20 protein-coding genes are annotated in these 20492 nt (G+C 35.9%); 13 read left to right on the top strand and 7 right to left on the bottom strand.

Annotated features, from left to right (window positions below; genetic code table 11):
* Positions 1-94: 94 nt before the first annotated feature.
* Positions 95-2353, bottom strand: a complete 2259-nt coding sequence (locus ACM66U_RS06310; RefSeq protein WP_151900279.1) for a glutamine--tRNA ligase/YqeY domain fusion protein — start codon at positions 2351-2353, stop codon at positions 95-97.
* Between the two features lie 182 nt (positions 2354-2535).
* Between ACM66U_RS06310 and gltX the strand changes: the two genes are divergently transcribed.
* Positions 2536-3801 (top strand): glutamate--tRNA ligase, encoded by a 1266-nt coding sequence (gene gltX, locus ACM66U_RS06305; RefSeq protein ID WP_418640350.1) that lies wholly within the window; start codon positions 2536-2538, stop codon positions 3799-3801.
* On the top strand, positions 3798-4076 hold the full coding sequence (locus ACM66U_RS06300) for a YggT family protein (protein WP_151900281.1): 279 nt from the start codon (positions 3798-3800) through the stop codon (positions 4074-4076). The genes gltX and ACM66U_RS06300 overlap by 4 nt, the downstream gene beginning before the upstream one ends.
* Before the next feature lie 11 nt (positions 4077-4087).
* Here the strand turns inward: ACM66U_RS06300 and ACM66U_RS06295 are convergent, their stop codons facing one another.
* A complete protein-coding gene (locus ACM66U_RS06295; RefSeq protein ID WP_151900282.1) occupies positions 4088-4543 on the bottom strand; it encodes a hypothetical protein in 456 nt (151 codons plus the stop codon).
* Between the two features lie 97 nt (positions 4544-4640).
* Between ACM66U_RS06295 and mobB the strand changes: the two genes are divergently transcribed.
* The 7 genes from mobB (at position 4641) to ACM66U_RS06260 (ending at position 10915) form a co-directional block, all read left to right on the top strand.
* Positions 4641-5144 carry a molybdopterin-guanine dinucleotide biosynthesis protein B gene (mobB, locus tag ACM66U_RS06290; RefSeq protein ID WP_151900283.1) on the top strand — a complete coding sequence of 168 codons (504 nt, stop codon included), beginning with the start codon at positions 4641-4643 and terminating at the stop codon, positions 5142-5144.
* Positions 5145-5156: 12 nt separating this feature from the next.
* Complete coding sequence (locus tag ACM66U_RS06285) at positions 5157-5999, top strand: class 1 fructose-bisphosphatase (RefSeq protein ID WP_151900284.1); 843 nt, start codon at positions 5157-5159, stop codon at positions 5997-5999.
* Positions 5983-6189 carry a hypothetical protein gene (locus ACM66U_RS06280; RefSeq protein WP_151900285.1) on the top strand — a complete coding sequence of 69 codons (207 nt, stop codon included), beginning with the start codon at positions 5983-5985 and terminating at the stop codon, positions 6187-6189. The genes ACM66U_RS06285 and ACM66U_RS06280 overlap by 17 nt, the downstream gene beginning before the upstream one ends.
* Before the next feature lie 61 nt (positions 6190-6250).
* The gene (metG, locus tag ACM66U_RS06275; RefSeq protein ID WP_151900286.1) at positions 6251-8197 is read left to right on the top strand and encodes a methionine--tRNA ligase; all 1947 of its coding nucleotides are present in this window, start codon (positions 6251-6253) and stop codon (positions 8195-8197) included.
* Positions 8194-9207, top strand: coding sequence for a hypothetical protein (locus ACM66U_RS06270; RefSeq protein WP_151900287.1), 1014 nt, complete (start codon positions 8194-8196; stop codon positions 9205-9207). Before metG ends, ACM66U_RS06270 begins: the two co-directional genes overlap by 4 nt.
* A gap of 43 nt (positions 9208-9250) precedes the next feature.
* The gene (locus ACM66U_RS06265; RefSeq protein WP_151900288.1) at positions 9251-9781 is read left to right on the top strand and encodes a YceI family protein; all 531 of its coding nucleotides are present in this window, start codon (positions 9251-9253) and stop codon (positions 9779-9781) included.
* Positions 9782-10915: a TRAP transporter substrate-binding protein gene (locus tag ACM66U_RS06260; RefSeq protein ID WP_151900289.1), complete on the top strand. Its 1134-nt coding sequence runs from the start codon at positions 9782-9784 to the stop codon at positions 10913-10915. It begins immediately after the preceding gene.
* Here ACM66U_RS06260 and ACM66U_RS06255 read toward each other — a convergent pair.
* From ACM66U_RS06255 to ACM66U_RS06245, 3 genes are read right to left on the bottom strand one after another with little or no spacing between them, the layout of a single operon-like run.
* Positions 10901-12070: a fused response regulator/phosphatase gene (locus ACM66U_RS06255; protein ID WP_151900290.1), complete on the bottom strand. Its 1170-nt coding sequence runs from the start codon at positions 12068-12070 to the stop codon at positions 10901-10903. The two genes, ACM66U_RS06260 and ACM66U_RS06255, sit on opposite strands and share 15 nt — an antisense overlap.
* Complete coding sequence (locus ACM66U_RS06250) at positions 12063-14384, bottom strand: FIST N-terminal domain-containing protein (protein WP_418640349.1); 2322 nt, start codon at positions 14382-14384, stop codon at positions 12063-12065. Before ACM66U_RS06250 ends, ACM66U_RS06255 begins: the two co-directional genes overlap by 8 nt.
* A complete protein-coding gene (locus tag ACM66U_RS06245; protein ID WP_418640348.1) occupies positions 14371-16089 on the bottom strand; it encodes an EAL domain-containing protein in 1719 nt (572 codons plus the stop codon). The genes ACM66U_RS06250 and ACM66U_RS06245 overlap by 14 nt, the downstream gene beginning before the upstream one ends.
* Before the next feature lie 211 nt (positions 16090-16300).
* On the opposite strand from ACM66U_RS06245, the gene ACM66U_RS06240 reads away from it, so the two are divergent.
* The gene (locus ACM66U_RS06240) at positions 16301-17518 is read left to right on the top strand and encodes a putative glycoside hydrolase (protein ID WP_418640347.1); all 1218 of its coding nucleotides are present in this window, start codon (positions 16301-16303) and stop codon (positions 17516-17518) included.
* Here the strand turns inward: ACM66U_RS06240 and ACM66U_RS06235 are convergent.
* Together ACM66U_RS06235 and queC are read right to left on the bottom strand one after the other, a co-directional pair.
* On the bottom strand, positions 17507-18169 hold the full coding sequence (locus tag ACM66U_RS06235; RefSeq protein ID WP_418640346.1) for a M48 family metallopeptidase: 663 nt from the start codon (positions 18167-18169) through the stop codon (positions 17507-17509). The genes ACM66U_RS06240 and ACM66U_RS06235 overlap by 12 nt on opposite strands.
* Positions 18162-18845: a 7-cyano-7-deazaguanine synthase QueC gene (gene queC / locus ACM66U_RS06230; RefSeq protein ID WP_418640345.1), complete on the bottom strand. Its 684-nt coding sequence runs from the start codon at positions 18843-18845 to the stop codon at positions 18162-18164. Before queC ends, ACM66U_RS06235 begins: the two co-directional genes overlap by 8 nt.
* Before the next feature lie 56 nt (positions 18846-18901).
* Between queC and ACM66U_RS06225 the strand changes: the two genes are divergently transcribed.
* The 3 genes from ACM66U_RS06225 to ACM66U_RS06215 are packed head-to-tail and all read left to right on the top strand — an operon-like array spanning position 18902 to position 20491.
* Entirely contained in the window at positions 18902-19081 is a 180-nt protein-coding gene (locus tag ACM66U_RS06225) for a hypothetical protein (RefSeq protein WP_151900295.1), read from the top strand.
* A gap of 50 nt (positions 19082-19131) precedes the next feature.
* Positions 19132-19551 carry an rRNA maturation RNase YbeY gene (gene ybeY / locus ACM66U_RS06220; protein WP_418640344.1) on the top strand — a complete coding sequence of 140 codons (420 nt, stop codon included), beginning with the start codon at positions 19132-19134 and terminating at the stop codon, positions 19549-19551.
* A gap of 10 nt (positions 19552-19561) precedes the next feature.
* Entirely contained in the window at positions 19562-20491 is a 930-nt protein-coding gene (locus ACM66U_RS06215; protein WP_418640343.1) for a calcium/sodium antiporter, read from the top strand.
* Position 20492 lies beyond the last annotated feature (1 nt).

Here is a 20492-nt window from a genome sequence, read left to right as displayed (position 1 = left end):
TCAAAAATCATTCGGAACCCGTACTTTCAATGCTAAAGAAAGAGTGCGGGCTTTGTGCCTTTAATAACTAAGGCCAGGAGGTTGTGAAAAAATATCAAATCGCCAATTTTTGTTTTACAAGCTCATTTACAATTTTAGGATTTGCTTTACCCCCTGTCTTTTTCAATACCTGTCCTACAAAGAAACCAAACAGCTTGTTATTCCCTGCTTTGTATTTTGCCACATTATCAGGATTGTTTGCAATAACTTCATCGATAACAGGTAAAATTTGAGCCGGATCACTGATCTGCACCAGCCCTTTTGCTTGAACTATCTGCGTCGGGTTTTCTCCACTCTTTGACATATCCTCAAACACCTGTTTGGCAATTTTACTTGAGATAATATCTTCTTCAATCATTTTTGCCAGTTGTGCTATATGCACGGGGCCGAATTTCAGCGTCTCTGCATCTGTGTTTTTAAGCACTCTGGCTACTTCATTGACTACAATATTTGAGAGTGTGACAGGCGCGTTACATGTACAGAGTGCCTCTTCAAAAAAGTCACAGAGAAAGGCATCACGAGCCAGCGTATTTGCAACCTCATTGTTGAGTTTCAGTGTATCTGTATATTTTTCAAATACTTTTTTTTGCTCCTCTGTCATAGGTGTTACTTCACCGTCTATTTGTACCTGTTTGGCTTTTTGTTGTGTTGCCTGCTGTTTTGGTTTTTCTTTTTTCGTCCAGGAGTCTTTCAGTCCGACAATTTTGTTAAATACAGGGTGCGCATCGCTGTAATCAACCGGATCAGCATAAAAATAGCCTTGTCTCTCAAACTGAAACCTCTCATCCGGTTTTTCAAGTATCACAGCAGGTTCAATCAGCGCATTTTTAATGATTTGCAAAGAGTTTGGATTTAAGTCTTCAATCCCCTCCGGTGCTTCAGTTTTAAACAGTCTGTCGTACAGACGGATCTCTATTTTTTTTGCCTCTGCTGCGCTCACCCATTGAATGGCACTTTTTACTTTGATGCCGCTTGTATCTTTCGTACCGCTTTTGGAATCGGGATAATACTCTGCTTTTATTTCTGTAATATTTCCATCGGCATCTTTAATGATCTCTTTACATGTAATGATATAGCCGTGTCTTAGTCTCACAGGCTGTTCAGGAGTAAGACGGAAGTAACCTTTTGGAGGATTCTCTTCAAAGTCTGCCCGTTCGATATAAAGCTCTTTTGAAAAAGGAATCTTTCTTGAACCCTCTTTTGGAACATCATGCGGATAGTACGGTGCCTCAATCTCCTCAGAGCCTTCATAGTTTTCAATTGTGACCTTCAAAGGGTCCATCACGCACATGACACGGGGAACTTTTGTGTTTAAATCATCGCGTATAGAAAATTCAAGCTGTGCAACATCAACCACAGAGTTTGCTTTTGCTATACCGATTTGCTCACAAAAATTTAAAATGGACTCCGGTGTGTATCCTCTCCTTCTGTACCCTGCAATTGTAGGCAGACGAGGATCGTCCCATCCGTTTACATAGCCTCCCTCAACCAGTTCCAAAAGTTTTCTTTTGCTCATCACTGTATAGTTGATGTTGAGTCTTGCAAATTCATACTGATAGGGACGGGGCGGTTTCAGTTCAAGCGTATCGAGTACCCAGTCGTAAATATCACGATTGTTTTCAAATTCCAAGGTACAAATTGAGTGTGTGACCCCCTCTATATAATCAGACAAACAGTGTGCAAAATCATACATCGGGTAGATTGACCATGTATCCCCTGCTCTAAAGTGATGTGCATGTCTTATACGGTATAAAAGCGGGTCTCTCATTTTCATATTGGCTGCACCCATATCTATCTTAGCCCGTAAAACATGCTCACCGTCTTTAAATTCGCCCTTTTTCATTCTTTGGAAAAGATCGAGATTTTCTTCAACACTTCTGCTTGCATATTTACTGCGCTTTCCGGGCTGTGTAACAGTGCCGCGGTATTGGCGTATTTCATCTTCGCTCAGACTGTCGACATAGGCTTTGCCCATTTTGATAAGCTGCACCGCATAATCATATATCTGAGAAAAATAATCAGAGGTAAAATAAAGATTCTCACCCCAGTCAAATCCAAGCCATCTGACGGCATCTTCAAGAGCTTCTACATACTTTGTATCTTCTTTTGTCGGATTGGTGTCATCCATTCGCAGGTTGCAGTGACCGTTATAATCACGGGCAATACCAAAATTTATAGATATGGACTTGGCATGTCCGATATGCGGAAAACCGTTGGGCTCGGGCGGAAACCTTGTTACTATCTCTTTGTATTTTCCTGATTTTAAATCATTTTCAACTATTGTACGTAAAAAATCTTTTTTTTTATTGTTCATTGTTTTTAAACCTTTTATTGTCAGCCATTGAGTCTTTTAAAAATACAAAGCCCGCACGCGAAAGTACGGGTCTTGAGAAACTGCTTCACTTAATGGCATTGAAGGAGTACATTTTAACAAATCATAGCTTATAATTAATCAAAAGTTTGTTAGAATTACAAAAAATTTATCTAGGAATGTTAATGCTAAGATTTGCGTCCAGCCCTATTGGAGACATGCATATAAATGATTTAAGAATTGCACTCTTAAACTACATTGTATCAAAACAAAAAAATGAAGATTTCATTGTAAGAATAGAAGATATAGACAAAGAAAAAGTTATGCACAATAAAGACCAGAAAACCCTGGATATTTTAGGACTTTTTGGAATTGAATATTCTCACGTGGTGTATCAAAGCCAAAACCTTCGTTTTCATTCGGCTATGGCTCTGCAACTTTTGCATGAGAAAAAAGCTTTTTCCTGTTTTTGTTCCGATGAATGGTTGCAAAAAAAGCGCAGTGAAGCAGAAAAAGCGCAAAAAGAGTACCATTATGATGATGCATGCAGAAATCTTCCTGCCGAACTTGTCATTGACAATACAGCCCCTTTTACTGTAAGAATAGTACGTCCTGATACACCAGTCATTGTAAAAGACCGGCTTAAAGGTGCAATCAGTTTTGAACCTGATGCTGTTGACAGTTTTGTGATCATGAATCACGATAAAACGCCTGCCTATGATTTTGCCTGTGCGGTAGATGATATGCTGAGTGATGTTTCAATGATTATTTGCGATGAAAAATATCTCAACAATACACCAAAACAGGTACATGTAAGAAACCAGCTCCAATATAACAAAGAGATTAAATATACCCACCTGCACGGTATACAGAACAGTGTCAGTGTAAAACAGCTTTTGGAGGAAGGATATTTGCCCGAAGCTATTTCAAATTATTTAATATCAATCGGCAGCAATCCTCCAAAAGAGATTTTTACACTCAAAGAAGCGACAGAATGGTTTGACCTGGACAAACTTGCAGATAATCCTGTCCGTTTTGATCAGGATAGGCTGAAACAGATCAACAAAGAGCATTTAAAAAACCTGGATGCAACAGAGTTGTCTCGTTATGTAGGATTTGCCGACCCGGAAATCGGAGAACTTACACGTATTTATCTTGAAGAAGCGGGGACTACAAAAGAGTTGAAAGAAAAAATTGCTTCTATTTTTGCAAAAAGAGTTACTGCCCACGGATTTGCAGAAGAAATGGAGTCAATGGCAAAAGCGATAAAAAATGCGCCCTACTTTGAAGAGTATAATGATTTTAAAAACTATATCATGGATAAAACAGGGCTTAAAGATGAAAACTTTTTAAAACCGTTGCGTATACTTCTTACAAATGCCGAACATGGGCCTACTATAGAAAAAGTATATAAATATCTGAAAAACTATCTGAAGGAGATTATCAAATGAGTGCATTAGTTGAAATTATACAGGGGATCGGCGGAATTTTTATAGGACTTGTAAATGTCTATATCTGGGTGATTATTATTGCAGCGCTGCTGAGTTTTGTGAATCCCGATCCATATAACCCTGTTGTGCAGTTTCTTCACAGAGTAACAAATCCGGCATACGCGTTTGTAAGAAGATTTATGCGAACAGATTTAAATGGTCTGGATTTCGCACCGCTTATCATTATTATAGCACTGCAGGTTCTTATTGTAATTTTACAGTCCATACTTTATTAAAGGTGTCCTTTTCAACGTTTAAAAGTCAGAATTGTACTGTTTTGTCCTAATTGGATTTTTAAATGCAAAGTCTCTTTGTTCTGCTTTGCAAATCCGACAAGGTAGTACTTGTTCCATTTTGCATGAAATGATGTAAGTGCTGTAAATTCATTTTGGACAGGTAATGATTCTACAAGGATTGCAGGTTTTTCGTTGAGATAAAATTCTACTTTGCTCTTTTTGTTTTTTTTATAAAGATAGAGATAGAAATATTCATAATCTTTGTAAATTTTCGGATCTGTTTTGTTTAAATACACAGCAGTTACAATTGCGACTACGTCAGCTTTTGTATTGATAACTTTGCTGCTTTGCAGATTGTCTTCGGCCAACTCTTGAGAATTTTTTAAATGAAATCTTTCAAATGCATTTTTTTGCGCGCACCCCAAAAAAGTTATCAGTAATAAGAGTATTGGTAGTGAAAATTTCATTTTTTGGCCCTATTCTTTTTTGGAATTATATCTTATTAAACTCTTCTTTTGTATAATGGCCTAAAATTTTTAAAGAAAAGTCACAAGGACTTATATATTGAAAAAAAGATTAGCAGTTGCATTTACCGGACCCTCTAACAGCGGTAAAACAACATTGATACTCAAAGTTGCCAGAAAACTCATACATGAACATCATTTGGAAGTAGCTATCATAAAGCATGACCCAAAAGACAAGGCTAGATTTGATGTTGTCGGCAAAGACAGTTACAAATTCAGTGATACCGGGGCAGAAGTCATTGTGACTTCTCCAAACAGAACAACCTACTTTTCACACCGTCATGCCGATTTGGATGAAATGATACGCATGTTTCGTGATTTTGATATTTTACTCGTTGAAGGGCTGAAAAATCTGCCTCTGCCAAGAATAAGCATATTTAGAAACAGTATAGATGAAGATTACTTTCCTTATATGAATGCGCTTGCTGTTGATGAAAGTATAGATATTGAAAAATACACTTTGCCAAAAGATGTTGATGTTTTAGATTTAAATGACACAGATGAAGTGATAACATGGATACAAAAAAATGCAAAAAAAGTTTAAAAAGGAAAAAAAATGAGAGATATATTTGATGCAATTCAAAAAAGTGCCAAAAGAATTAAAGAAGCAATTGACACAAAAGACATAGGATACTCACAGCTCGAAAACAGTTCTGGCGAAACACAGCTTGAACTTGACATAAAATGTGACATGATTATTGAAGAAGAATTTTCAAAAGTTTCTTCTATCCATACGGTTGCCAGTGAAGAAAAAGAGCATGAAGAGGTTTTACATGAAAACGGCAAATATTTTATTGCCTACGACCCGCTTGACGGTTCATCATTAATAGATGTAAATTTGAGCGTAGGATCGATTTTTGGCATTTATGAGGGTGCGTTTGGAACACAAAAAATGGTTGCTGCCTGCTATGTTGTTTATGGTCCGCGCGTTGAAATGGTCTTTTCACAAAACAAAACAAAGCTTTATCTGCTGCAGGCCGGTGAATTTGAGTTTGTCAAAGAGATACGACTCAACGAAAAAGGCAAACTGATGGCTCCGGGAGGAACGCAGCAAAACTGGAAAAAATACCACAAAGCCATGATAGACGGTTTTTTTGCAGAGGGGTACCGTCTGCGATACTCCGGCGGTATGGTACCTGACCTGCATCAGATTCTGCTCAAAGGCGGCGGACTTTTCAGCTATCCTGCTACAAGTGATAAACCAGAAGGAAAACTTCGCCGTTTGTTTGAAGTGTTTCCTTTTGCTTTTGTGTTTAAAACTTCAGGAGGAGAGGCCGTTGACGGAAAAGATGAAATTTTAACTCTTGGTCATGCACATATTCATGACACTTCACCGTGTTTTTTTGGTTCAAAATATGAAATAGACCGAGTGAAAGAAGTATATGCAAGAAACGCATAAAAAGCCTAAAGACAAATTTGAACTGCATCTTGATGAAATGATACAAAAAGTTCAGGAGTGTCAAGAGCAAAAAAATCATAAAAGCTGCAGTGTGTGTGAGCACTATTTTGGCTGCGAGCTGCGAAATGAATATATAAAAGCCGTTTATAACAGCATGTCAAAAGGCGAAACAGGCGGTTTTGAATTTTAATACTATTGGCAATAGTAAACATTTTAGATAAAATACATTAAATATTTAACAGGAACATACATTGAGTAAATACATAACAACACCTATATACTATGTCAACGGAGAGGCTCACATCGGGCATGCTTACACGACTTTCATTGCAGATACTCTGGCACGCTATGAGAGACTCAAAGGTGAAGATACTTTCTTTTTGACAGGAACAGATGAACACGGACAAAAGATAGAAGAGTCTGCAAAAAAAGCAGGAAAACCTACACAGGAGTTTGCAGACGAAATCAGTGCGACTTTTAAGAATCTTTGGGATGAGTTCGGTATAAGTTATGACAAGTTTATACGAACAACTGATGAAGAACACAAAAAAGGTGTACAAAAAGCTTTTGAAGTGATGTATGCAAAAGGTGATATTTACAAGGACTTCTATGAAGGTCATTATTGTGTAAGCTGTGAAACATTTTTTCCCGAAACACAGCTTATAGACAGTGAATTTTGCCCTGACTGCGGAAGAACGACAAGTGTGGTAAAGGAAGAGAGCTATTTTTTCAGACTTTCAAACTATGAAGATAAGCTGCTGGAACATTATGCAAGTCATCCTGATTTTATTATGCCCCGCTCGCGTGCAAATGAAGTTGTAAATTTTGTAAAAGGCGGTCTGCGTGACCTTTCTGTAACACGTACATCGTTTAGCTGGGGGGTGAAAATGCCTAAAAGTATCGGGGATGACAAACATGTTATGTATGTTTGGCTTGACGCACTTTTAAACTATATCACAGCTCTTGGTTATGGTTCGGATGAAAAACTTATGAATTATTGGCCGGCTGATGTTCATTTTGTCGGGAAAGATATTCTTCGTTTTCATGCTATTTACTGGCCTGCATTTTTAATGAGTCTGGATCTCCCTCTTCCTAAGCATATCGGTGCGCATGGCTGGTGGACACGAGACGGTGAAAAAATGAGCAAGTCAAAAGGAAATGTTGTTTCTCCAAAAGAAGTTGCGGATGCCTATGGTGTAGAAAATCTCCGTTACTTTATGCTTAGAGAAGTTCCTTTTGGCCAAGACGGTGATTTTTCACAACGTGCTTTTATAGACCGTATAAACTCTGAACTTTCGAATGATCTTGGAAATCTGCTCAATCGTATCATAGGTATGAGTGGAAAATATTCTGATTTTCAAATAGACAGCGTAGATGTAGAAAAATACCATTCTAAAGAGATTGAGCAAATGAATCTGATTTTGGATTCTCTTGATACATTTTTAGAAAATCTGCAACCACACAGATATCTTGAAGAACTGTGGAAACTTTTTGCAATAGGAAACGGTGTTATACAAGAGTATGAACCATGGGTAAAAATGAAAAACGGACAAAAAGACGAAGCACTCGCTACTGTAGCTGTTGTTGCAAATATACTGGCAAAAGCGGCTGTAATGCTTCACCCTGTTATGCCAAATACAACAAATATCATAGCGGATGCACTCTCTTTTGAAATAAATACAGCAAGTTACAAAGAGCTTATACTAGAGAAAAAACTGTTGAAATTATTTAATATTAAAAAGGTGCCGCCTCTTTTTCCTAGAATTGAAGAACCTTTGATGCAAGAAGTGCCAAAGGCAGAACCTGTGACAGCAACAAAAAAAGAACAAAGCTCCAAAAAACAAACAAAAGAGACGAAAAAAGAAAATGACAACCTTATTGAAATTGGTCAATTTTTTGAAACATCTCTGAAAGTCGGAACTGTTGTAGAAGCTGAGGAAGTACCAAAAAGTAAAAAACTTTTAAAATTACAGATTGATTTAGGCGAAGAGAATTTGAGACAGGTTGTTGCCGGTATAAAAGAGTTTTATTCTCCTGATAATTTGATAAATACTCAAGTGTGTGTTGTAGCCAACCTCAAACCTGCCAAATTAATGGGAATGATAAGTGAAGGAATGCTTCTTGCTGCAAAAGATGAAGACGGTCTTTGTCTAATCAGACCGGAAAAACCTAAAAAAGCAGGCACACCTGTTGGATGAGACTGGAAAATACTTTAGCACTTATACACGGAGAACTGGTAAATACTCCCTTTGTAAGTAATTTTAACAATATTGTTTTTGATGCAAAAGCGGTGAAGAGAGGTGATCTTTTTATAGCTTTTGATGAAGGTTCCATAGAAGATGCTGTTTTTAACGGTGCCTACGGTGTAGTGTTTGACAAGCCTACGCAGATAACAGACAGTGAGATAGCCTGGATAAAAGTGAAAGATTTGGAAGACGCAATCAAACGACTTTTGCGTTTTGAACTTATCGCTAAAGAGATATCAGTATATGCCTGTGATGAGATTGTTCTCAAAATTGCTTTACAGGTTGTTACAGAACCGAGTTTCATCGCTTTGCACGGGGATATAAAAAGTATCTTTAAAGAGTTGTCAAATATAGAAAACGGTTCCACTCTTCTCTTTAGCCCTGCTCTTACTTCTTCGGATTTATTTACAAAAATCAAAGAGTTGCCAAAAAGTAAGGCACAAAGTATCAATATCATTGAACAGACACTTTTTGAAACATCTTTCATTTATGACAATGTTTTTTATGAAAGACAACTTATCTCACCATTCTTTATGCCCTATCTTGAGCAACTGCTTTATCTTTTTAAAGTGCTGAAAATTAATTTCAGACTAAGAAAATTTACGCCGATTGATCATTTTGAAGCAGTTTTTACAAATAAAAGTTTTGAGATAAAAGAGTTTGGAACCAGTGACAAAGTATTGATATTTGAAAAAAGCACCTCTTTGATAGAGAATGAAATACTTTTTTTACAAAAACAGGCAAGCTGGGCCAAAATTATTTATATTATTCCCTCTACATGTAAACAAAGGCTCGATGCTGATCTTCTGAAACAGAAAAATTTATTTTTTTATAAAAATAAAAATGAAATCAAAAATATTTTACAGGCAAACAATTTTCATTTTGCCCTGATAGTCGGTGTAGATAAATCAATACTGGAAAAACCTTTAATAAGGCAAACTCAACTGACTTTGGATTTTTAAAAAATAATGGTATATTACAAGAGTTAACTACAAAGGATAAAAAATGAAAAAAATCATATTAGCGTTACTTTTAGCCGGGGCTTCACTTTATGCACTTGAAGTGCAAAACACGACAGTAAAGTTTACCGCATTCAAAACATATGCGAAAAAAGGTGTGAGCGGCGTTTTTGACAAAATCAGAGTCAAAACACAAAAAGCGGATACAGTTACTACTCTTTTAAGAAATGCAACAGCGGAGATAGAAACATCGAGTGTCAACAGCGGCAACAAAGGCAGAGACGCAAAACTGGTTGCACAGTTTTTTAATGTTCAAGATGTCAAGCGCATTAAAGCAAAAATTATTGATGTTACAAAAAATACTCTTATATTGCAATTGAACATGAATAATAAAACCTTAAATATTCCTATGAGCTACAGTATTGCAAACAACACAGTTAATGCAAAAGGGACAATAGATTTGGCAGATTTTATGATGTTGCAGTCTTTGAAATCAATCAACAAGGCATGTTATGCTCTTCATCAGGGTAAAACATGGCAAGATGTAAACATATACTTTACAATGCAATATAAATAGATGAATCGCAGAGATTTTCTAAGTACCGCAACACTCACTTCTGCAGCTATAGCCCTCGGTGGCTGTAATGAAGGGAATCATGTCGCAATAGACTATTCAAAACATCCTAAAAAACACAATGATGCTGTGAAAAATGTTCATTTTAATAAAAACAAAAAAACAGTTATCAAACTTGCAACAAGCTGGCCCGCACATTTCCCTATAATGGGAACCGGTGTTGAAGAGTTTGCACAGCGTCTTCATGCCATCAGCGGTGGCAGTTTGGAGATAAAAATTTATCCTAAAAATGTTCTTGTTCCTGCTTTGGCTGTCTTTGATGCCTGTTCCAGCGGGCAGATAGATGCTTTTCACTCCGGTCCCTATTACTGGAAAGGAAAAAATTCTGCTTTTTCTCTTTACAGTGGTATTCCTTTTGGTTTTACCGCTGAAGAAGTAAACTCATGGATGCTCTATGGTGATGGGATGAATTTATGGAGAGAACATTATGCAAAACATAATCTCTATCCGTTTTTAGGCGGAAACACAAATATTCAAATGGGCGGATGGTTTCGAAAACCTATAAACTCTTTGGCTGATATGCAGGGACTTAAAATGCGAATTCCCGGTCTCGGCGGAGAGGTTTTTTCACGCATGGGAGTCAATCCTGTTTTGTTGCCTGCGGGAGAAATTTATACTTCTTTAGAGCGTGGTGTCATTGATGCAACAGAGTGGGTGGGCCCTGCCCTTGACATTAAAATGGGGTTTTATAAAGTTGCTCCTTATTATTATTCCGGTTGGCATGAACCGGGTTCTGTTCTTGAATTAACATTCAATAAACATACATGGAACAAGCTTGCCAGTGAACATCAGTCTATGATTGAAGTGGCTGCAAGTGAAATGAATGCAAATATGGCAACGAGATTTCATCATGAGAATATCTACGCTTTGCAAAAACTCAAAAGTTTACATGTAACGCTTGCACAGTTTCCGGATGATGTAACCGAAGCCGGGAAAAAAGCACTTCAGGAAGTCATCCATGATCTCAGCAGCAAAAACAATGATTTTGCCGAAGTGTATGCCTCTATAAAAGCATACCTGAACCTTTCTAAAGAGTGGAGTGATGTGAGTCTCGGATATTTTCTAAATGTTCGATAACTCCTCTCTTTGTATAAATATGTAAGTTATATCATCCTCCTGATCAAAAACCTGTTTTTTTCTTTTTGCTTCAAGTTCATTGATGTCTTTAGCTTCTTTAAAATCTTTTCCAAGGTACTTCCCGTAAAATTCCGAAGAATCCCTGACGGAGTTTTCATTGAGTCCGTCACTGAAAACAAGTATCTTGGATATTTTTTTTATATCAAGGATTGCAGTATTTACACTTTTTGTATAGCTTGCCAAAGGAGGATTGTTCGATTTTATTTTTGCAACATCATTGCTGTCATCTTTTATACATAAAATCGCAGGCATGGAAAACATAGCATATTCCAGTCTCTCTTTACTGCTAAAATAGAGAAAAGTTGCACAGATAACCTCTTCTTCAAGTAAATTCGGCGCGATAAACTCCAAAAGCTGTTTTATGAGTTGTGTTAAAGAAAAATTTTTGTTTTTTATCATTTGATTTATTATGTTGTTCGCAGATGCACTGCACAGCATGGCTGTAACAGCTGCCGATATTCCTTTTCCCATACCGTCAACCAAAAACATAAAATATCCATCATCTGAAATCTTTCTTATAATATAACTGTCCCCGCTTAAAATATCTTTTGGTTGATAAAAAACTTCACATGTAAAGTGTAAAAAATTTTTATTTTCCTGCAGGTCATTTTTTATAATTGTTGTCTCTTTTTGATAGGTTAAAGTTTCCTGATAATTAGAGTAACAGAGTTTTTGCTGTTGTGCCTGCATCAGCAGTCTGTCTGCAAGTACTGATTTTGCAACAAACTCCAAAGTAGAAAAAATTGACTTTGATGAAATCGGTTTTTTTATAAAACTTGTAATACGAAGATCAATTGCAGTGCGTAACATTTCCAAACTTTCTAAGGCAGTCAATAAAATAATGGGGATACCGGCATCACATTCTCTTATTTTTTCACTCATTTGCAAACCGTTCATTACGGGCATAGAATAATCTGTCAATACGATGTCAACTTGTTTCTTTTGAAACACATTCAAGCCCTCAGCACCGTTATATGCTGTATATACATTTTTAAAAAGCATAGAAAAGAGCGTTGTGTAAATATCCATAACATTTGTATCATCTTCAACACAGAGTATATTTAAGCTAGTGTAAATTTTTAGATTATCATTCACTTTCGCATCCTAATATAATCGTAAATTCAGATCCGTCTTGTAAACTGTGTACATATATATCACCATTAAGATTTTCTTTGATTATTTTTTTACTCATATAAAGCCCCAGACCTGTTCCTTTACCCTGCTCTTTTGTTGTAAAATAAGGTTCAAAAATTCTCTCTATTATAGCAGGTTTTATGCCTCCTGCATTATCTATGACTTTTACAGTGCATGTATTATTCTCCCTAAATGCTTTGAATATAATCTTTTTATGTTTATTTTCATGTTCTTCAAAAGCATCTCGGGCATTTGAAATAAAATTAATTAAAACATGCTCTAAATCTTTTCTGTAGGTGAAAAGTGCTAATCCCTCCTCTACATCTGTTAAAAAATTAATATTGTGATTTTTAAGCTGTGCCCCCATTAAATGTAAAATATCACTTATAACCTGTTCTATTTTTATCAATTCTTTTTCATTGACAGGTTTTGTGAAATTCATAAAATCATTAATGGTATTTGACATTTCTTGCGCCATGTTTTCTATAAAAAGAGTTGTTTCACTTATTTTCTCGCTTGTTATAATATTCATATCATTTTGCATACTAAGCTGAATTGCAGATGCACTAATTGCATTCAAAGGCTGTCTCCATTGATGCGCTATCATATTTATCATTTCACCCATCTGTGCAAGTTTTGACTGTTGAGAAATAATATTATCTTTTACTTTTATATCAGTCAAGTCTAAAGATGTTCCTATGATTTTTATCGGTTTATTATTCTCAAATACCATTTTTGCACTTTCAAAAAGTGTAATTATTTTTCCGTCTTCTCTTTTGAGTCGTATTTCCATGCTGTGAACAGAGCCATCATTTAATGCTTTTTGTGCCTGCATTAGCTGAGCTCTGTCTTCTTCTAAAACCATATTTACAAACTCAAGGTAACTAGGTTCCCCAAGAGAAATATCTCTGTTGAAAATTTTAAAACTCTCTTTTGACCATGTGATTTTATTGGTTTTTAGATCTAATTCCCAACTGCCTATATGCGATATCTCTTGTATATGAGCAAGGGTGTTGTTTTTTGCTTCTAACTCTTTTTTTAATATTTGAAGTTTATTGTTTTCTTCTTGCAACTCTTTTGTTGTAACATCCAATATATGCATTAAAGCAGCATAGGTTTTCTTTTTTGATCTGAAATCTTCATCTTTTTTATCAAGAAAATTTATTTGATGATTAGTTTCAGATATAACATTGGACTCAGATAAAGCTATAGCGGTTAATGTTTCATTTAACAGCTCCGGTTTTTTTTCTGTATAAAACTCGCCATAAGTAAAGAATCCGCTTGTCGGTGCCAAATCTGCAAAGGGCATAATTTCATCTTCTGTTAAGCCAGACATAAAACGGCGACGAGCCATACAGGAGTATATAAAAAAAGTCTCAACATTGATATTGGAAACTTTGACTGGGTTCATTACTATTTTTTCAGCATCTCCGACACCAAAATATATTTTCATTCCTTCTAATAAATTTCCGGCAAAGCTTAAGCTGCCGTCTGTATGCTTGGTCGTGATAGCTCTTGCAACATCAACCCCGTTTTTTGTTGTAATCAGAGGAAATTCTATTCCGGTAACAGGCAAATTGTCAGTTACGTCTGAACCTAAATATTTTTTATAAAAATCAACTGCTGTCATATTATCTATCGTGTAAACTCTGTTTTTTTCTGATTTGGTAATAATATGTTGACGCCCTACTTTGTTCCAGCCAAAATGATATAAACTCGTTACATGTAACATGTCAGAATCCAATGCAACCGCTACTGCACCTTTATCATACAGTTTATTTTGCAAGCCAATGTAGCAGTTGTCAAATTTTGCATTATCACCGGAAAGCCCACCGGCAATTTTTACATGCGGTGCAACACAATAGATACCGTTTAAAAACTCTTCTCCATTACACAATAAACCGTCAGCAAAGACAATGAGTAGTTTTGTTCTTGGTGTTACAAGCTCTTTTGCAAGTTTTACACCGTTATCAAAATCAGAATCTATTTGTGTATATGCCAGATGCAAACAGGTTGTTTCAAATATTGACACAGAAACAACTGTTGTGAATTGAAAAATTTTATTTTCAAAAATTTCTCCATCGGTGGAGGAAGCTATAATTTTGGCATTTTTAAATTTTGATGATAAAAATCTCAAAATTTCTTCAAATCTTCGTTTGTTTTGTCCTGAAAAAACCTGTATAAGAATAGCGTTGCCTTGTATAATTTCTTCATAATCTTCACTAAAGATTTCAGACAAATTATCTTCACTTATAAGATAATTATATGTTTTCATGATTTGTGTCCTTTGCAGTATCTTCAGTAGATAAGTGCGGTTTAGGTTCATAAAAATAATAGCCTTGCGAATATTCAATTCCCAGTGTTTCTACAGTATAGGCAACCTCTTGCGAATGAACATACTCTGCTATAACCTTTGCACCGATACTTTTGGCAAAATCAGTCATAGTTTTAACAATAGAGTAACTTTTTGCATTTGTATCAATATTTTTTACAAAACTGCCATCAATTTTTATAAAATCTATATTCATAGCGTGCACCCTTTCAAAATTAGAATTTTGGGCACCAAAATCATCTATGGCAATACTAAAACCGATATTTTTCAATTCCATTAACTGTTCCAAAGAATTTTGAGCTCCTGTAGCACTAATACCTTCGAGCACTTCTAAGATAACACGGGAAGGTTCAATATTGTATTGTAAAAGTTTTTTTAAAAAATACTCTTTTAAATAGTTGTTATGTAAATCTATTTCCGTAATATTAATTGAAAAATCAAATTTATTATGTTTAAAAATCTGAAATGATTTGTCTATCATAATTTTTGTAATTTCGGGAATAAGTCCTATAATTTCAGCTATATTAATAAATTCAAATGGAGAATAGGTTTTTTCGGCATTTACTATTCTTGCAAGACATTCATATTTGTAAACTTTATGCGTTTTATTGTCAACAATAGGCTGAAAGTAAGGAACAACACAGTCATTTTTAATTGCATCTCTTATAATCGGAGAATATTTTTGTATTTGAGCTTGAAGTTTTTCAATCAGCAGGTCCTGAGAATATATTTTAATGATATTTCTTCCTTGTTTTTTTGCTTCTTTTAGTGCAATGTATGCATGTTTCAGGAGCTTGTCATCTCCTTTGGCAATAGCCATGGTTACAGTAAATTTAATATCAATGTCATACAGTTTTATAACAGATTCGGCTATAATGTTTTGTAATTTTTTTGCATATGCCATAAGTGCATTCTCGTTCAGTTTACATGTAAGAGCAAATTCGTCATTTCCCAAGTAGAATAGACTCGAATGAGGAGGTCTGTTTTTTGTCAATAATTTTGCTAAAAAAACAATACTCTTATCACCGATTTCATAACCATATACTACATTAATGCTGTCAAAGTTATCGATATTTAGCAAAATAAGCACTGTATCGGTTTCTGTGTTTTTTAATGCTTTGTTTAAAGCAAAACGATTTTGCAAACCGGTTAATTTATCGGTTACTGTCTGCTGATGTATAACTTGTGTTTTTGTATTTATTTCCTCTTCAAGCTTTTTTCTGTAACCCTGCATCATTCTGCCGGCTAGAATACTTTCAGCTAATTTTCTAATAAGCAATACCGTTTTATCCATTTTTATAGGCTTTAAAAGAAAACCGTCTACGCCAAGTTCTATGGCTTTAAGCAGATAGTCTGTGATGTTATATGCGGAAATAATTACAACTTTTTGCATAGGATTGTTTTCTTTAATGAGTTTGGTTAACTTCAATCCATCCATTTTTGGCATGCTGATATCTGTAAACACAATATCATACTGAGAGTTTTGATATTTTTGCCAACCGTCTTCACCATCAACTGCAACATCTACACTTTGAAACAGTATATCAAATATCATTATAGTTTGTTCTCTAACAGTTCTTTCATCTTCTACATAAAGTACACGTATCTCTTTTGTTTGTTCTGATAAAACTTTTATTTCCGTTAACATTGCAGGAACCTTTATAAATTTTTTGACTTGTTCTAGATTGTGGCACTCAAACATTTATTAATATATTCTATAATGATGTTGTGTTTAGTACATTGTACTTTAACTAAATTTAATATCACATTAAAATCGCTGTCCGCAAACAAAGCGCAATTGTCCTCTGTTTGCTTAATCTATAGTAAGATTGCAAAAAAAATTACCTAAAGGGACTTTCTTGAAAAAACTGCTATTTTTATTATTTTTGTTTTCATCCCTGCTTTTTGCCTCTTTTGGTGGAACTATTGTAGATATACACACTTTGCGACCTATAGCATCTGCTTTTATCAGTGACTCAAAAAACAGTGTCAAAAGTGATGAAAACGGTTCGTTCTTTATAGCTTCAAAAGAAAACAGATACCATATCAAAGCCTATGGATACAGACCTTATACGTTTACATCTGATACAAATACAACAACATTGAAACTTGAACCCATTCATGTAAAAGCACTCTACTTAACCTTCTGGGGAGCCAGCAACAACTCCGGTACGTTAAAAAAAATACTCCATCTCATAGAAACAACCGAGGCAAATGCCGTGGTGGTAGATGTTAAAAACGAATACGGTTCTACCCAGTTTTGGACTGGCTTCAAGCAGGCCAATGAGTATGGTGCCTACAAACAGCGTACGAACAGAGATATTAAAAAATTTATAAAAACTATGAAAGAGCGGCATATCTATACCATTGCCAGAATTGTAACCTTTAAAGATGAACTGCAGGCTTCTCACAATATTGACTACGCCATCAAAAAAAATAAAAAAATATGGAGAAATCATGACAATATGGCCTGGGTGGACCCTTTTGACAAACGTGCGCACAATTATGCCATATCTATTGCCGAAGAAGCTGCAAAGGCCGGCTATGATGAAATCAATTTTGACTATATCCGTTTTCCTGCAAAAAAAGGATTGCAGTTTTGTAGACAATGCACGCAACCAAACCGGATAAAAGCAATAGAGAGTTTTTTGAAAGAGGCACAGAGAAGATTAAAAAAATACGGTGTTTTTATCTCTGTTGACACCTATGGAAATATTTGCTGGGCAAAAGATGACAACGGCATAGGACAGACTGTTACATCACTGGCAAATTACGCAGACTACTTATGTCCGATGCTCTACCCTTCAGGCTTTTCAAGCGGCTCTTTTTATTTTAAATATCCGGCTAAACACCCCTATGAGGTTGTATATCGAAGTATAAAAAAGATTCAAGACAGAATTCCAAGCAATAGAGTCCGCCCATGGCTGCAGTATTTTAAAGATTATACATCTTCAAGAAAAGCGTATAAGAGAGAAGAAATACAGGCACAAATCAAAGCTGCAGAGGATATAGGAACAAACGGATGGATGCTCTGGTCGCCTTCAAGCAAGTATCATCAGGAGTATTTACAAAGATAGAGAAATATTTTTCAGTTTTTTTCTGAGTACTTTTGCGTGAGGCAGGTATTTTGCAACGAGGTCATGAAAATCTTTTGAGTGGTTCATATGGACAAGATGTGCAAGTTCGTGGACTATTACATAATCTATCAGCTCTTTATGTACTTTTATCAGTTGGGTGTTGAATGTAATGATTTTTGCAGAGCTACAGCTTCCCCACCGGCTTTTCATCTTTCTGAATTTTAAAGTTTTGTATTCCTGTTGCATTATCTGGGCAAAATAGTCTACTCTTTGAGGCAGATACTCTTTGGCTGTATATGTATAAAAATTATCATATGCAGACAGAACTTTTGTCTTGTCTGATGTTTGCAAGCGCTGCAGTTTTTTTCGCAGGTAATGCGCTTCATCACTGTCTATACTGTAGATTTCACCAAACAGCAGCACTTCATCCTCCAGGTTTACATGTAAAGGCTTGCGCAGAGAATTTTTATGTAACTGTTTTCGAATCCAGGACTCTTTATCCTGAAAAAACTCTATCGCATACTTTTTTTGCCTGTATGGCGTTTTTATGATAATGCTTGAATCATGCTTTATCTGTATGTAACTGTACTTAAGTTTTGGAGCATATACAAGCTGTGCCGTAAGCTCTTTACATGTAACCGTTTTATGCATAGGGAATCGGGTCGCTCACGCCTGCTTTTTCAAAGCCGTTTAAACGGAGTCTGCAGCTGTCACACACACCGCAGGCCTTGTCTTCGTTTTTATAGCAACTCCATGTCAGTTCCAAAGGAACATTCAGTTTTAGGGCTTCTTCTACAATTTGTGATTTTTTGAGGTGCACCAGCGGCATTTTTATTTCTATCTTTGTGTCATCTTTTGTGCCTAGATTGATTGCTTTTTGCATAGCCTGTATATATTCTTCCCTGCAATCCGGATACCCGCTGCTGTCCTCTTCAACAACGCCTATACTGATAACCTCTGCACCCTCTTTTTCAGCTATTGCTGCGGCCATAGAGAGAAATATGCCGTTTCTAAACGGTACATACGTTACAGGAACACCCTCTTCTACTCCGCCTGTAGGTACTTCTATGTTTATGTCTGTCAGTGCAGAAGCACCAAGTTGTTTAAAAAAATCCAAATCTAAAATATACTTTTGCTTTACATGTAAACTTTGACATATATTTTCAAAACATGCAAGCTCTTTTGCCTGTGTTCTTTGGTCATAATTAAAATGAACTGCTATAACTTCATAGCCTTGATGCTTCATCATATAGGCGCTTAACGTAGAATCCATACCTCCGCTCATGATGCAAACAGCTTTTTTATTTGTGTTATTTTCTTTTTTCATGGTACAATTTTACCATAAGTGTTATATACTTTAGTATTTCAAACAAGGAGGAAGTTATGGAAGTATCATCTTCAACACAAACTTCATCAGGGCTGGGACAAACAGATATTATGAAAAAAGCGCAGGATGTACAGGCGCAGCAGATAGAAAAAATCATTCAGGCTGCTCAGGAGCAATCCAAACAAATGACTGCACAAAAAACCGGTGTAGGAAGCAATCTTAATATTACAGGCTGAATTTCTCCTCTTTCTTGGCAGATGTTTTCTCATCTGCTATAATTCCACTTATGATAGATATTGACAACAAAACTTCTTTTGAAGTAAACAACACGCTGCTCCAAAAAATTGCTTTAAGTATGACAGATAAAGACATAGAACTTGTCATTACTGCAAATGATGAGATACGGCAAATAAACAAAGAGTATAGAAACATAGACAAACCAACCGATGTACTCAGTTTTCCCTATGAAGAGATGCCTATGAGTCCACTTGGAAGCATAGTTGTTTCTTATGATTTTGTACGTGAAAAAGCTGCAGAGTTCAAGCATACACAAGAAGATGAATTTACACTCCTTTTTATACACGGACTTTTACATCTCCTTGGATATGATCATGAAACAGATAATGGCCAAATGCGAGAAGAAGAAGAACGGCTCATTAATGAGTTTCAGCTTCCGAAAAGTTTAATAGTAAGAACACAGGGATAGGTACTTAACAATGGATTATATTATATTTATTTCGGCAATGGCCGCTTTGATTTACGGGGCTGATTTTATCATTAAAGAGTCAGAACGGATTGCACTGCACTTTAACATTTCACACTTTGTCATCGGTGCGACTTTGGTGGCTTTTGGCACCTCTTTGCCGGAAATGGCGGCTTCTATGGTGGCATCGGCACACGGAAAAAGCGATATGGCCGTTGCCAATGTCGTAGGAAGTGTCATTTTTAATATCACTTTGGTACTGGGTATTGTTTTTATGATTGCGAAATCCATGAATCCGGACAGGGATCTCTTCTCAAAAGACAGTGCCTGGGTTATTGTGCCTCTGGTAATCTTTTTTATTATGACGCTTGACGGAAAGATCAGCCGCATTGACGGTGCTTTGTTTTTACTTATGATGGTTTCATATATCATATTTTTGTTTTCAAGCAACAAAGAAGAGCTTGAAGGTGAAATAGATGAAGATTTGGTCAAAGAAAAATTTAATTGGTTAAAAAGTGCTGTACTGTTGGGTATTGGTTTTGTTTTAACAATCGGAGGCGCCAATTTTGTTGTAGAGAGCGGTACAAATATAGCAAGAAGTTTACATGTAAGTGAGTGGATTATCGGTCTGTTTTTAATCTCTTTGGGTACTTCTTTGCCTGAACTTGTCGTCTCTCTTGTCGCCGTAAAAAAAGGCAATGCCGAGATGAGTATAGGAAATATCATAGGTTCAAATGTAGCCAATTTTTCTATGGTTTTAGGAGGTGCGGCTCTTTTGAATCCGCTGAGTGTAAATCTGGCAGCTACAAAATTTGACATGCTTATTCTTGCTGCAGCCTCCATAGCGCTTTTGTTTGTTTTGGCAAACAAGCTGTACAACAAAGCCGGAGGCATTTTTCTGCTTATAATTTTAGCACTGTTTATTCAAAATTCTTTTGCATAAA

The organism is Sulfurimonas sp. ST-27 (assembly GCF_048081595.1).
GTDB lineage: Bacteria > Campylobacterota > Campylobacteria > Campylobacterales > Sulfurimonadaceae > Sulfurimonas > Sulfurimonas hydrogeniphila.
This window is presented reverse-complemented; position numbering and strand designations above follow the sequence as displayed.